This window comes from Pyxidicoccus sp. MSG2, assembly GCF_026626705.1.
GTDB lineage: Bacteria > Myxococcota > Myxococcia > Myxococcales > Myxococcaceae > Myxococcus.
In genome coordinates, this window is record NZ_JAPNKC010000001.1 from 3,191,293 (window position 1) to 3,206,854 (window position 15,562).

A 15,562-nucleotide genomic window follows, 5' to 3' on the forward strand; every position below is an offset into this window, starting at 1 on the left:
ATTTCGGCACTCCGTGTCCCGGTGGCGTTCTTGCCCGTCACACCGTCAGCCTCCGGTGTGTTCACGGAGGATGGCTTTCAAAGCTCACGAGCTAGTCACGTTTAGCCCGTATAACCACGTATGCTCTAATCAGGCGCATGCACGAGACCGCGCTCGACGCGTCGCCCGACGAGGGTGCCATCGCCGTCGTAGGTATCTCCCTTCGCCTGCCGGGTGCCTCGAACGTCCGCCGCTTCTGGTCCAACGTCGCCTCGGGCGTGGACTCCGTCACCATCCTCGACGCCGAGCAGCGCGCGAAGGCGGGGATGCCCTCCGAAGAGGGCTGGGTGGCGGCGGCCGGCATCATCGAGAGCCCGGAGCTCTTCGACGCCGCCTTCTTCGGCTACTCGCCGCGCGAGGCCGAGCAGCTCGACCCGCAGCATCGGCTCTTCATGGAGTGCGCGTGGGAGGCGCTCGAGTCCGCCGGCTACGCGGTGCGCTCCAGCGCGCTGCACGCGGGGGTGTACGCGGGTGCCACGCTCAGCACGTACCTGCTCCGCAACGTGTTGCCGAACATGGAGGAGCGCTCCAGCGACTTGATGGAGAGCGCGCTCGGGACGAACCCCGACTTCCTCGCGACGCGTGTTGCCTACAAGCTCAACCTCACCGGCCCCGCGATGACCGTGCAGACGGCGTGCTCCACGTCGCTCACCGCCGTCCACCTCGCCTGTCAGTCGCTGCTCGCGGGAGAGTGCAACCTCGCGCTCGCGGGGGGTGCGGCCGTGCGCTCACCGCAACTCCATCCGTATCGCGCGCAACTGGGAGGCCTCTCCTCCACCGACGGCCGCTGCAGGGCCTTCGACGAGAAGGCCAGCGGGACGGTGCCCGGCAACGGCGTCGCGGTGGTGGCGCTCAAGCGGCTCGCCGATGCGCTCGCGGATGGCGACCCCATCCGCGCCGTCATCCGCGGCACGGCCATCAACAACGACGGCAGCAACAAGCCGGGCTTCGGTGCCCCCTCGGTGTCCGGACAGATTGCCGCCATCACCGACGCCCAGGCCCTGGCCGGCGTCGAGCCCAGGACGCTCTCGTACATCGAGGCCCACGGCACCGGCACCCCGCTGGGAGACCCCGTCGAGGTCTCCGCGCTCAAGCAGGTGTTCCGGGGCGTGGCGCCGGGCTCCGTGGGCCTGGGCTCGGTGAAGACCAACATCGGTCACCTCGATGCGGCGGCCGGTGTCACCGGGCTCATCAAGGCGGTGCTCGCGCTCGAGAACAAGCTGCTGCCGCCCACCCTGCACTTCACCCGGCCCAATCCCCTGCTGGAGCTGGAGGGCAGCCCCTTCTACGTCGTCAGCCAGCCGCGTCCCTGGAACGGGCCGCTGCCCCGGCGCGCGGGCGTGAGTGCGTTCGGCATCGGCGGCACCAATGCGCACGCCGTGCTCGAAGAAGCGCCGGCCCTGCCACCGGCCGACCCGCCGCGCCGCGACGAGGAATTGCTGCTCCTGTCGGCCCGCTCCGAGGAGGCGCTGGAGCGGATGAGCTCCGAGCTGGCCGAGCACCTCGGCCACGCCCCCGAGTCCCTGCCCGACGTGGCCCACACGCTCCAGGTCGGCCGCAACCGCTTCGGCTGGCGGCGCTTCGTCACCGCGAGCCGCAAGGACGACGCCGTCGCGCGGCTCACCGCCAGCGACAGCGACAAGGCCCCCACCGCCTTCGACGACACCGAGCGGCGGAGCGCCGTCTTCCTCTTCCCCGGCATGGGTCCCCAGCGGGTGAACATGGGCGCCGAGCTGCTGAAGGAGCCCGCCTTCCGCGACGCCGTGGACCAGTGCGCGGAGGTGGTCCGCCGTCACCTCGGAAGCGACCCGCGCGAGCTGATGTTCGCGGGCCCCGAGCGCTTCGATGCCGCGAGCCGTGAGCTGGACCGGCCCCTGTGGGCACAGCCCACGCTGTTCACCTGCGAGTGGGCGCTGGCGCAGCTGTGGCGCTCGTGGGGTGTCGAGCCGGAAGCCCTGCTTGGCCACTCGATGGGAGAGTACGCGGCGGCGTGCGTCGCGGGAGTCTTCACGCTCGAGGAGGCGCTGGAGCTCGTCGTGGCGCGCGGCCGCATCCTGGAGCAACTCCCTCCGGGAGGCATGACGGCGGCGCTCGCACCGGTGGCGCAGGTGGAGCCGCTGCTCGGCCCGGAGCTGTCGGTGGCCGCCATCAACACGCCGTCGGCGTGTGTCGTCTCCGGCCCGCTGGACGCGTTGGCGGCGTTCGAGGCGGCGCTCACGGGACGGGGCCTCGAATCGAAGCGGCTGCGCAACGCGCGGGCAGGACACTCGGCCATGCTCGAGCCGCACCTGGCGGACTTCGCGCGACTGGTCTCCCGCTTCTCGCCGCGCGCTCCGTCGGTGCCGCTGCTGTCGGGCCTCACCGGCCGCTGGCTCACCGAGCGCGAGGCCGTGGACCCCGCGTACTGGAGCCGGCACCTGCGAGAGACGGTGCGGTTCTCCGACGCGCTGTCCCTGGTGCTCGCGTCCGGAGAGCGGGCGCTCATCGAGATGGGGCCGGGCAACACCCTCACCTCGCTGGCGCGCCAGCATCCGGCGCTTGCGTCCCAGCCGGTCATCGCCGCGCTGCCGGGCACGGCCTCGCGGCCGGGCGGGCTGCTCGCACCGCTCGGCGAGGCCTGGCTCGCGGGAGTCCCCATCGACTGGGAGCGCTTCCGCGACGGGGAGCGCCGCCGCCGGGTGCCGCTGCCGACGTACAGCTTCGACCGCGAGCGGTACTGGATTGAGGCGGCGACTCCGGCGGCATCGAGCCCGCGCGCCACCGAGCACCGCCCCGTGGCCTCCTCTCCGGCCACCCGGAGAGCGAGGAAGGGCGCCGCGCCCGTGCCGCCGCGCGACGCCACCGAGGCGCAGCTCATCGAGTGCTTCCAGCAGGTGTTCCACTTCGACGAGGTGGGCATCCACGATGACTTCTTCGCGTTGGGCGGCGACTCGCTCATCGCGCTGCGGCTGACGGCGCGCATCGAGGAGCGCTTCGGCGTCCGGCTCTCGTTGAGAGCGGTCCTGGAGGGGCCGACGGTGGCGCAGCTCGCGGAGCGGGTGGGTGCCTCCCGTGACGCAACTCCAGCACGGGAAACGCAGCCAGACTGCCTCGTGAAGCTCCAGGCGGGCTCTCGCGGGACGCCCGTCTTCATCGTGCACGGGGGCGCCGGTCAGGTGCTCTTCTACCGCGACCTCGCGCGGAGCATCTCTCCCGAGCGGCCCATCTACGGCATCGAGTCCGTGGGGCTGACCGAGGGCCGCCCGTGCCAGACCTCGGTGGAGGAGATGGCGGCGCACTACCTCGACGTCATCCGGAAGGTATACCCCACCGGCCCGTACCTGCTCGTGGGTGCCTCGTTCGGCGGCATGATTGTCTACGAGATGGCCCACCGGCTCTCGGCCGACGGGCAGTCGGTGCCCCTGTGCGCGATGGTCGACACGCCCGCGCCGAGCCAGCTCGGCTCCTGGACCTTTGACGGCGCGGAGCTGCTGTCGTCCCTCGTGCGCCGTGCCATCTCCGCCGAGCAGCTGCGCGGACTGCCGCTGGAGGAGCAATTCCGGTTGCTCCACGAGCACGCCAGGAAGACGGGCACCGAGCCCGTGTTCCCGAGCCTCGAACAGGCGCGGCGTCAGATTGACGTGTGGCTCGCGAACGGCCAGGCCATGAGCCGGTACGCGCCGCCGCGCTGGGAGGGCGGCGAGGTGCAGTACTTCCTCGCCGACGAGACCACCCCGGAGAAGCCAGACCACGCGGAGCGGGGCTGGATGCGACTCGGCGCGGCGGTCCGGGTGGAGGTCGTCCCCGGAGACCACACCAGCATGCTGCTGCCCCCCCATGCGGAGGGGCTCGGCGCGCGGCTGGCGCGACTGATTCGCTAGTCCGAGCCCGGACGCAGGCGCCGCTGTCGCGAGAGGCGGCGCCGTCCCTCCGCCCTGTCCTCGGCGGAGGCCGCCGGTGCCGGAGGCTGCTCCGCCGGCCCGGAGCCCTTCGACAGGTGCGCGGCCAGCGCGCGCACGGTGGGGAACTGGAACAACTCCACCAGCGGCACCTTGCGGCCCACCCGCGCCTCCATGCGCGCGTGCACCGCCTGCAGGAGCAGTGAGTTGCCGCCCAGGTCGAAGAAGTTGTCTCCGGCGCCCACCTTGTCCAGCTTCAGCACCTCCGCCCAGAGCAGCGCCAGCGCCCTCTCCGGTCCTTCTCCGGCGCCTCGTAGCCACTGCTCAGCTCGGGCCGGCTCGCATCCGGCACGGGCAGCGCCTTCCAGTCTGGCTTCCCGTTCGGCGTCAGCGGAAGCGCGTCCATCACCACGAAGGCCGAGGGCACCGCAGGCTCCGGCAGCGAGCGCCGCAGCCACGCGCGCAGCACGTCGGCCGTCAGCGTCTCACCCTGCGAGGGCACGACGTACGCCACCAGGCGCGTCTCGCCGGGCACGTCCTCGCGCCCCATCACCACCACCGACTGCACGCCCGGGTGCTCCGCGAGCGCCTCGCGCGCTTCCGCCGGCTCCACGCGCACGCCGCGCACCTTCACCTGCGAGTCGGCGCGCCGCAGGTACTCCAGCCGGCCGTCGTCGCGGAACCGCACCACGTCTCCCGTCCGGTACAGCCGCTGTCCCTCGCGGAACGGGTCCGGCACGAAGCGCTCCGCCGTCAGGTCCGGACGGCCCAGGTACCCTCGCGCCTGCCCCACGCCGCCCAGACACAGCTCACCCCAGACGCCCGGTGGCACCAGGTGCCCCGCCTCGTCCATCACCCGCACCACGAGGTTGTCGACCGGCGTGCCAATGAGGGGCCGCTCACCCGGGCGGCACTCGCCCAGCGTGGTGCACACCGTGCTCTCCGTCGGGCCATAGCCGTTGATGAAGCGCCGGCCCCTGCCCCAGCGCGACACCAGGTCCGCCGTGCACGCCTCACCCGCGGACACCAGGACCTTCAGGTCCGGCAACTCCACGTCTGGCAACACCGCCAGCACCGACGGCGGCAGCGTCACCACGCTGATGCGCTCGCGTACCAGCAATTCGGCCAGTGGCTCGCCCGGAGCCACCTGCTCGCGGCGGGCCAGACACACCGTCCCGCCGGACAGCAGCGCCGGGTAGATTTCCCACACCGAGGCATCGAAGCTCATCGGCGCGAACTGCAACACCCGGCTTCCCGGCCCGAGCCCCAATTTCCCGCGAGCCACCTCGACGAGGTTGGCCACGCCGCGGTGCTCGAGCAGCGCGCCCTTGGGGCGTCCCGTGCTCCCCGAGGTGAAGATGACGTAGGCGAGGTTTCGCGGCGTGACTTCACGCACGGGCCGCCAGGGCTCCGCCGGGACAGGCACCACGCCGTCCTCCAGCAACAGCGTGGGCCCGCGATAGGACAGCCGGGACGCGTACCGCTCGCGAGTCACCAGCAGCGCCGCGCCCGCGTTCTCCAGCATGTACGCGAGCCGCTCGGGTGGATGGTCCGGGTCCATCGGCAGGTAGGCGCCGCCCGCCTTGAGGGTGGCGAACATGCCCACCACCAGGTCCATGCCCCGTTCCACGCACAGGCCCACCAGCACCTCGGGCCGCACGCCCCGCTGGCGCAGCACACCGGCCAGCGCGTTGGCGCGCGCGTCGAGCTGGGCGTAGGTGAGCGACTGGCCCTCCATCTCCAGCGCCACGGCGTCGGGCGTCTTCGCCACCTGCGCCTCGAACAGCCGGTGGATGCAGTCACCCTCGAAAGGCGCTTCGCTGCCACCCCACGCCAGCACCCGCGCCTGCTCCGCATCGCTCATCAGCGGCAGCTCGCGCAGTCCTCGCAGGGGCTCGGCCACCACGGCTTGCAGCAGGCGCTCCAGGTGCCGCGCCAGCCGCTCGATGGTGGCGACCTCGAAGAGGTCGGTGTTGAACTCGATGGCGCCGTCCAGGCCTTCGGGCGACTCGCGCAGCGACAGCGCGAGGTCGACCTTGGACGTCTTCGCGTCGATGTCCACCAGTCGCGACGTGAGCCCCGGCAGCGACAGCCCCGACGTCGGCGCATTCTGCAGCGCGAACACCACCTGGAAGATGGGCGAGCGGCTCAAGTCACGCCGCGGGCGCAGCGCATCCACCAGGCTCTCGAAGGGCACGTCCTGATGCGCGAAGGCGCCGAGCACCGTCTCACGGACCTGGTGCAGCAGCTCACGGAAGCTCATCGTGCCCGTCGCGCGGATGCGCAGCGCCAGCGTGTTGACGAAGAAGCCGATGAGGTCTTCCACTTCCTTCGCCGTGCGGCCCGAAATCGGCGAGCCGAGCACCATGTCCCACTGCCCGCTGTAGCGCGCCAGCAGCACCTGGAAGCCCGCCAGCAGCGTCATGTACAGCGTCACGCCCTCGCGTCGGCTCAGCTCCTGGAGGTCCGCCGTCAGCTCCGCGGGCAGGCGCACCCGGTGCCACGCGCCCTGGAACGTCTGCACCGCCGGCCGGGGCTTGTCGATGGGAAGCTCCAGCACGCCGGGCGCGCCTTCGAGCTGCTGGCGCCACCACGCGAGCTGCTCCTCCAGCACCTCGCCCTTCAGCCACGCGCGCTGCCACACCGCATAGTCCGCGTACTGCACGGGCGGCGCCGCCAGCCCCGCGTCCTCGCCCTTCACCTGGGCCGCGTAGAGCGCCCCCAGCTCCCGGGACAGCACTCCCATGGACCAGCCGTCCGCCACGATGTGGTGCACCACCAGCACCAGCACGTGGTCCTCGTCCTTCACCCGCAGCAGCGTGGCGCGCAGCAGCGGCCCCCGCTCCAGGTCGAAGGGACGGCGCGCGTCTTCATTGCACAGCCGCGCGACTTCCTGCTCGCGGAGCGCTTCGGGCACACCCCGCAGGTCCACCGCCGGCAGCGGCAGCGGCATGGGCGCGCCGATGCGCTGCACGCCGCCTCCCACGTCCTGATGGAACGTCGTCCGCAACGACTCGTGACGCCGCACCAGCTCGGCGAGGCTTCGCTCCAGCGCGGGCGCGTCCAGCGCGCCCTCCAGCCTCAGCGCCAGGGGGATGTTGTAGAGCGGACTCTGGGGCTGGAGTCGGTCGAAGAACCAGAGGCGCTGCTGCGCGAAAGACAGCGGCAGCGCCTCCTCCCCCACCGGCATGGGCATCAGCGGCCGCCGGCGCGACTCGGGCGAGCCCTTCACCAACTCCTGGAGCCGCTCGGCCAGCATGGCGACCGTGGGCGCCTCGAAGAGCAACCGCACGGGCACGTCGCGGCCCAGCGCGTCCTTCAGTCGCGACACCACCTGCATGACGAGCAGCGAGTGTCCGCCCCGCTCGAAGAAGTGGTCTTCCGCGCCCACGTGCCGCAGGCCCAGCAACGGCGCCCAGGTGGTGGCCACCAGGCGCTCCATCGCCGTCCGCGGCGCGACGTGTCCTTCCGGCGCCGACGCCGCGGCCTCGAGCCCTGACAGGGCCATGCGGCCGCCACCGGCGCGCGGGGCCCGCACCTTCACCGGCGTGTCGAGGCGCTCGCGGACCTCCAGCATTCCACCCGGCCTCCAGCGTCCGAAGACGCCGGTGCGGTACATCCTTCCTCCCGGCTCGCCCCACAACGAGTCCGGAACGAACCGCTCCACTTCGGACTGCACGCCCACGAGCCGCGCGCCCCCGAGCCACAGCGCGCCCCACACGCCCACGGGCACCGGCTCCAGCGTCTCGTCCAGCACGTAGACGCGGGCCTCCGGCCTCGGCTCCTCCGGCACTTCGAGCCCCTCGGGGACGGGCACGTTCGGCGGGTACTCCGTCCGGTACGCGTTCCACTCCACGAGGACGAGGTGACGCTCCGCCTCGCTCAGCAGCGGCAGCGTGCCCGGCACGGCCTCCGGGCGCGCGACAATCGCCTCCAGCAGCCGTGCGAAATGCTCCGCCATGCGGGCGACCGTCACCTCGTCGAAGAGGGCGGTGTTGCGCTCCCACAGGCCCGTCAGTCCGTCCGCGTCTTCCCGTACCGAGAGCGCGAGGTCGAACTTCGCCATCCCAGGGTCGAAGTCCACCGTCCCCGTGGTCAGCTCGGGGAGGGCCGGCGTGGGCGCGGGCCCGTTGAGTGCGAAGGCCACCTGGAACAGGGGCGAGCGACTCAAGTCACGCGCCAGCCGCAGGTCCTCCACCAGCGTCTCGAAGGGCACGTCCTGGTGCGCGAAGGCCCCCAGCACCGTCTCGCGCGTGTGGCGCAGCAGCTCGCGGAAGCTCAGCTCCCGGGTGGCTCGGAGTCGCAGCGCCAGCGTGTTGACGAAGAAGCCGATGAGCCCCTCCGTCTCCTTCACCGTGCGGCCCGCCAGGGGCGAGCCCACGACCATGTCCCACTGCCCGCTGTAGCGCGCCAGCAGCACCTGGTAGCCGGCCAGCAGCGTCATGTACAGCGTCACGCCCTCGCGCCGGCTCAGCTCCTTGAGCCCCGAGCTCAGCTCCGGTGACAGCTTCGCCGTCAGCGTCGCCCCCCGGAACGTCTGCAGCGCGGGGCGGGGCCTGTCGATGGGGAGCTCCAGCACGGCCGGCGCGCCATCGAGCTGCTCGCGCCACCAGGCCAGTTGCTGCTCCAGCACCTCACCTTTCAGCCAGGCGCGCTGCCACACCGCGTAGTCCGCGTACTGCACCGGCGGGGCTTCCAGCACGGCATCCCCGCCCGTCACATGGGCCGTGTAGAGCACCTCCAGCTCACGGCACACCACGCCCATGGACCAGCCGTCCGCCACGATGTGGTGCAGCAGCACCACCAGCACGTGCTCGTCGGCCGTCACGCGCAACAACTCCGCGCGCAACAGGGGCCCGTGCTCCAGGTCGAAGGGCGTCTGCGTCGCGTCCACCACGCGCCGCCGCAGCGCGTCCTCCACCTCTTCCCCGTCCCGGACGTCCAGGTCCTCCACCGGCAGGGGCACCGCCAGCTCCGGGGCAATGCGCTGCACCGGCTGGCCCCGCACCTCGGCGAACGTCGTCCGCAGCGCCTCGTGCCGCCGCACCACCTGTGCCAGCGCGTACGCCAGTGCGGCCACCTCCAGTCGTCCCTTCAGCCGCAGGACGAAGGGCACGTTGTACGCATAGCCCTCCGTGTCGAGCTGCCGCAGGAACCACAGCCGCTGCTGCGCGAACGACAGCGGCAGCGCGCCCTGTCTCGACGCCGGCACCAGGGGTGGCGCCTTGAAGTCCTGCTCCCCTCGCAGCCCCTCCAGCCGCTCGGCCAGCGCGGCCACGGTGGGCGCCTCGAACAGCAGGCGCACCGGCACGGCGCGGCCGAGCACCTCGCGCAGCCGCGACACCACCCGCGTCGCCAGCAGCGAGTGGCCGCCCAGCGTGAAGAAGTTGTCGTCCGCGCCCACGCGCTCCAGGCCGAGCAGCGGTGCCCAGATGCCCGCCACCACCTCTTCCATCGCCGTCCGGGGCGCCGATGCACCACCCTCGCTCGCGCTCTCCGCCTCCGGCGCGGGCAGCGCCTTGCGGTCCACCTTCCCGTTCGCCGTCAGCGGCAGCGCGGGCAGCCCCACGAAGGCCGAGGGCACCATGAACTCCGGCAGCGCCCCCTTCATCGCCTCCCGCACCTGCGACGCGCTCAGGGACTGTCCCGGCGACTCGACGTAGTACGCGACCAGCCGCTTGCCGCCGACACCGTCGCGCACCACCACCAGCCCCTCCTTCACACCGGGGCAGCGCAGCAGCGCGGCATCCACTTCCGCCAGCTCGATGCGGTAGCCGCGCACCTTCACCTGGCTGTCGCGTCGGCCGAGGAACTCCAGCACCCCGTCCCCGCGCCAGCGCGCCAGGTCTCCGGTGCGGTACAGCCGCTCTCCCGGCACCTGGCTGAAGAGATTGGGAACGAAGCGGTCGGCCGTCACGTCCGGCTGGCGCAGGTAGCCGCGCGCGAGCCCGTCTCCTCCGATGAAGAGCTCTCCAGCCACGCCTGGCGGCACCGGCTCGAAGCCGGCGTCCAGCACGTACACCTGCGTGTTGCCGATGGGCCGGCCGATGGGCACCGCCGCCCCCACGTCCTCCAGCCGCGTCATGCGGTGGGTGGATGTGAAGAGCGTCCCCTCCGTCGGGCCGTAGCAGGCCGTCACCGGAATCCGCAGCTCCTCCAGCGTCTTCCTCACGTGCGGCGCGGACACCACGTCTCCGCCCGTCAGCAACTGCCGCACGCCCCGCAGGCCCTCCATGCGCAGGTCCACCATCTGGCTGAACAGGCCCGCCGTCAGGTGCAGCAGCGTCACCCCGTGCCGCGTCAGCACCTCCGTCAGCAGGTCCAGGTCACTGGGCGAGCGCGGGGGGAAGACCACCAGCCTCCCTCCGAGGCACAGCGGTCCCCATACCTCCAGCGTGGAGGCGTCGAAGGAGATGGGCGCGATGAGCAGGAACGTCTCCTCCGGCCCCAGCCGCGCGTAGGGCGCGCCGAACAGGAGACGCAGCACGCCCCGGTGCTCCACGGCCACGCCCTTCGGGCGCCCCGTGCTTCCCGACGTGAAGTCCACGTACGCCAGGTTCCGCCCGCCCACCGCCGCGCTCGGTGCCTCTTCCGGCCGCGACGCCAGTCGCTCCTCCTCCACCAGCATCAACTCCGGCAGCGCCTGCGCCGGCAGTTGCCCGAGCAGCGCGCGCGTGGTGAGCAGCAGGCGCGGACGCGAGTCCTCCAGCATCTGCTCCAGCCGCTGCGCCGGATAGCTGGCCTCCAGGGGCACGTACGCGCCGCCCGCCTTGAGGATGGCGAGCAACGACACGATGAGCTCCACCGAGCGCTCCAGACACACCGCCACCAGCACGTCCGGGCCCACGCCCCGCTCCATCAGTGCCCAGGCGAGCTGGTTGGCGCGCGCCTCCAGCCGCGCATACGTCAGCCGCTCCTCACCGAACTCCAGCGCCACCGCGTCGGGCCGCCGCGCGGCTTCCGACTCGAAGAGGTGGTGGACGCAGGCGTCGCGCGGGAAGTCCACCTCCGTGGCGTTCCACGTCTCCAGGACGCGCTGACGCTCGGCGGCCGGCAGCAGCGGCAGCGCCCCCAGCCGCGCGTTGGGCTCGGCCACCAGCCCCCGCAGCAGTGCGAGGAAGCAGTCCGCCATCCGGCTCACGGTGGACGGTTCGAAGAGGTCCGCGTTGTAGATGAGCTGACCGGCGATGTCGTCCTGCGCGGCGTCGACGAGCAGCAACTCCAGGTCGAACTTGGCGACGGTGCTCGCGAAGTCCAGCGTCCGCGCGGTGACGCCCGGCAGCGTCACGGTGGGAGAGAACCCTTGCAGGGTGAAGAGCACCTGGAACAGCGGCGAGCGGCTCAAGTCACGCTCGGGGCGCAGGTCCTCCACCAGCTTCTCGAAGGGCAGGTCCTGGTGCGCGAAGGCGCCCAGCACCGTCTCCTTCACCTGGCGCAGCAGCACCCGGAAGGAAGAGCGCGCGTCCATGCGCGCGCGCAGGGCCAGCGTGTTGACGAAGAAGCCGACGAGCCCCTCCACCTCCTTCGAGGTGCGGCCGGATATCGGCGAGCCGATGACGACGTCCCACTGTCCGCTGTAGCGCGCCAGCAGTACCTGGAAGGCCGCGAGCAGCGTCATGTACAGCGTCACGCCCTCACGCCGGCTCAGCTCCCGCAGGGCCGCGCCGAGCTCGGGGGACAGCTTCACCGGGAGGCTCGCGCCCCGGAACGTCTGCACCGCCGGGCGCGGCCGGTCACCGGGCAGCTCCAGCACGGAGGGCGCCCCGTCGAGCTGCTCACGCCACCACGCCAGTTGCTGCTCCAGCACCTCGCCCTTCAGCCAGTCGCGCTGCCACACGGCGTAGTCCGCGTACTGCACCGCGGGCGGCTCCAGCGCCGGCGGCTGCCCCGTCACCTTCGCCGCGTACAGCGCTTCCAGGTCGCGGCACATCACATCCATGGACCAGCCGTCCGCCACGATGTGGTGCACCACCAGCACGAGCACGTGCTCTTCGGCAGCCACGCGCAGCAGCGCCGCGCGCAACAGCGGGCCGTGCTCCAGGTCGAAGGCTCCGTGGAACGCGTCCACCACGCGCCGCCGCAGCGCGTCCTCCACCGTCTCGCCGTCCCGCGCGTCCAGGTCCTCCACCGGCACGGGCACCAGCAGCTCCGGCACGATTCGCTGTACCGGCTGGCCTTGCACCTCCGTGAAGACCGTGCGCAGCGCCTCGTGCCGGCGCACCACCTGCGCGATGGCCTCCTCCAGCGCCGCCACGTCCAGCCGTCCCGTCAGCCGCAGGATGAAGGGCAGGTTGTACGAGGCCCCACCCGCGTTCAGCTGGCCCAGGAACCACAGGCGCTGCTGCGCGAAGGACAGCGGCAGCGCTTCCGGCCTCGGCGCGGGCACCAGCGGAGGCCGCTGCGGGGGCGGCGCGCTTCGAGCCAGCTCGCGCAGTCGCTCGGCCAGGGCGGCCACGGTGGGCGACTCGAACAGCAGGCGCACCGGCACCTCGCGGCCCAGCACCTCGCGCAGCCGTGACACCACGCGGGTCGCCAGCAGCGAGTGGCCGCCCATCGCGAAGAAGTCGTCCCTCACTCCGACGGGACGCACGCCCAGCACCTCTTCCCAGACTGGCACCAGCTGGTGCTCCAACGCGTCGCGAGGAGCCTCGTAGCCGCTCCCGAGGTCCTGGCGGCTGAGGTCCGGCGCCGGCAGCGCCTTGCGGTCCACCTTCCCGGTGGGCGCCAGCGGCAGTGCGTCCAGCCGCACCATCATGGAGGGCACCATGTACTCGGGCAGCGCGCGCCCGAGCTGCCGCTTGAGCGCCTCCGCATCCCACGCCTCGTGTGCGCCCTGCACCACGTAGCCCACGAGCCGCTTCGTCCCCACGTCCACCGCCGCCGCCGCATCCTTCACGCCCGGAAGCGCGCGGAGCGCCACCTCCACCTCGCCCAGCTCCACCCGGAAGCCGCGCACCTTCACCTGTCCATCCAGGCGGCCGAGGAACTCCAGGTTGCCGTCTCCCAGCCAGCGCGCCTTGTCGCCCGTGCGGTACAGCCGTCCTCCGAGCTGCGCACTCAGCGGGTCCGGGAGGAAGCGCTCCGCCGTCAGCTCCGGCCTGCCGTGGTAGCCATGCGCGACGCTTGCGCCGCCGACGTACACCTCGCCGGCCACACCCACCGGGCTCGGCTCACCGCGCTCGTCCAGCACGTAGATCTGCACGTTGTGGATGGGCACGCCCACCGGCGGCAACGCGGGCCACTTCGAGGGTGCGCCTCGCGCGCGCCACGCCGTCACCACGTGCGCTTCGGACGGGCCGTACTGGTTCTCCAGCACGCAGCCGGGCAGTCGCTCGAAGAAGGACACCAGCGCCTGAGTCACCTGGAGCTGCTCTCCCGCCGTCACCACCTCTCCCAGCGGGGGGAGCAATTCCTCCTGCCAGGCCGCTTCGCACAGTGCCTGCAACGCCACGAAGGGCAGGTAGAGCCGCCCGACGTGATGCGCGCGCATGTAGCGCAGCATCGCGAGCGGCTCCCGGCGCAGCTCCGCGGTGATGAGCAGCACGCGGCCGCCCAGGCTCCACGTGCCGAAGAGCTCCTGGAAGGACACGTCGAAGTTCAGCGAGGCGAACTGGAGCGTCGTCGCCTTCGGGTCCACCGTGCGCTCCAGCAGCCAGCGCAGCTGGTTGCCGATGGCCCGGTGGGACATGACGATGCCCTTCGGCCGGCCCGTGCTTCCGGACGTGTAGACGAAGTAGCAGGGCGTCTCCGGCGAGAGCGGCCTCGCGAGCGCGTGCGTGGGCCTCGCGCCAATCGCCTGCGCATCCTCCTCCAGTCGCACCACGCGCGCCTGGAGTCCGCGAGGCAGCGCCTCCTCCAGCCGCCCCTGCACCAGCACCACCGGCGCGCCCGTGTCCTCCAGCATCTGCGCCAGTCGCTCGGCCGGGTAGCTCGCATCCAGCGGGAGGAACGCCGCTCCCGCCTTGAGTGTCGCCAGCACCGCTACCGGCATCCGCAGGCTGCCGCGCTCCAGACACAGCCCCACCGTGCCGCCCGACTTCACGCCCAACGCCACCAGGTGGTGCGCGAGCTGGTTGGCCCGGGCCTCCAGCTGCGCGTACGTCAGTTCCTCGTGCCCGTCCGTCACCGCCACCGCGTCGGGCGTGCGCGCGACCTGCTCCTCCACCCACTCGTGCATCAGGCCCGGCCGGTAGGCCGCGTCGACGCACCCGCTCCACTCCCCCACGAGCCGCCTGCGCTCCTCGGCCCCCAGCAGCGGCAGCTCGGCGACGCGCGTGTCCGGCCTCGAGACCGCCGCGTCCAGCAGCCGCACGTAGTGCTCCGCGAGGCGGCGCACCGTCGCCTCGTCGAAGAGGACCGTGCTGTACTCCCAGACGCACACCCAGCCGTCCGCCGTCTCCCGCAGGAACAGCGTCAGGTCGAACTTCGAGACACCGGGCTCGAAGTCCACCTCCTCCGTCACCAGCCCGTCCAGCCGCACCAGGGGCGGCGCGCTCTGCAGGACGAACATCGCCTGGAACAGCGGCGAGCGGCTCAAGTCCCGCACGGGTTGCAGCGCGTCCACCAGCGTCTCGAAAGGCACGTCCTGGTGCGCGTACGCCCCCAGGCACGTCTGGCGCACCCGGCCCAGCAGGCTCCGAAAGCTCTCTCCCTCTTCCACGTCCACGCGCAGGGCCAGCGTGTTGGCGAAGAAGCCGATGAGCCCCTCCAGCTCGCCCCGATTGCGCCCCGAAATCGGAGTGCCCACCACCACGTCCCGCTGCCCGCTGTAGCGCGCCAGCAGCGCCTGGAAGCCCGCCAGCAGCAGCATGAAGGGCGTCACCGACTCCTGCCGGCTCCGCTCCAGCGCCGCGCGCATCAGCTCCGCGGGCATGGGCACGTGCAGCACCGCCCCCTGGATGGACTGCACCGGCGGCCTCGGCCGGTCCAGGGGAAGCTCCAGCATCGGCGACGCGCCCCCGAGCTTCTCCTTCCACCAGGCGAGCTGCGCCTCCAGCACGTCGCCCTTCAGCCACTCGCGCTGCCACAGCGTGTAATCCACGTACTGCACCGGCAGCGCCCGCGACGCGGACTCCGTGCTGTCATGGAAGGTGGCGTACAGCTCGCGCAGCTCCCGCTCCAGCACGCTGAGCGACCACCCGTCGCACGCGATGTGGTGCAGCGAGAGCAGCAGCACGTGCTCCTCCGCCTCCACGCGCAAGAGCCTCGCCCGCAGCAGCGGCCCCGCCTCCAGGTCGAACGGCCGCCGCGCTTCCTCCTCCGCGCGCCGCACCACCTCGCGCTCGCGCGCCTCCCGCGACAACCCTTCCAGCGACTCCACCGGGAGCGGCACCGCCACCTCCGGCGAAATCACCTGCACGGGCTGGCCTGCGACCTCCGTGAAAGTCGTGCGCAGCGCCTCGTGCCGGTGCACCACCCCGGCCAGTGCCCGCTCCAGCGCCGGCACGTCCAGCGGCCCCTTCAGCCGTGCGAAGAAGGGCGCGTTGTACGCGTAGCCCTCCGGGTCCAGCTGCGCGAGGAACCACATGCGCTGCTGCGCGAACGACAGCGGCAGCGCCCCCTCCCTGGGCACGGGTACCACCGGGGGCGGCCTGCGGCTCCGGGACGCCGGGGGCTTCGGCTCGCGCGCACTCATGTCGGGACCT

At 72.2% G+C, this 15,562-nt stretch carries 3 protein-coding genes; 1 reads left to right on the top strand and 2 read right to left on the bottom strand.

The window, feature by feature from the left end; all coding sequences use genetic code 11:
* Positions 1-137 precede the first annotated feature (137 nt).
* Positions 138-3,899: a type I polyketide synthase gene (locus OV427_RS11940; RefSeq protein ID WP_267856204.1), complete on the top strand. Its 3,762-nt coding sequence runs from the start codon at positions 138-140 to the stop codon at positions 3,897-3,899.
* On the opposite strand, the gene OV427_RS11945 is transcribed toward OV427_RS11940, so the two are convergent.
* Both OV427_RS11945 and OV427_RS11950 read right to left on the bottom strand, forming a co-directional pair.
* Entirely contained in the window at positions 3,896-4,180 is a 285-nt protein-coding gene (locus OV427_RS11945) for a phosphopantetheine-binding protein (RefSeq protein WP_267856205.1), read from the bottom strand. The genes OV427_RS11940 and OV427_RS11945 overlap by 4 nt on opposite strands.
* A complete protein-coding gene (locus OV427_RS11950) occupies positions 4,174-15,552 on the bottom strand; it encodes a non-ribosomal peptide synthetase (protein WP_267856206.1) in 11,379 nt (3,792 codons plus the stop codon). The genes OV427_RS11945 and OV427_RS11950 overlap by 7 nt, the downstream gene beginning before the upstream one ends.
* Between the last annotated feature and the right edge of the window lie 10 nt (positions 15,553-15,562).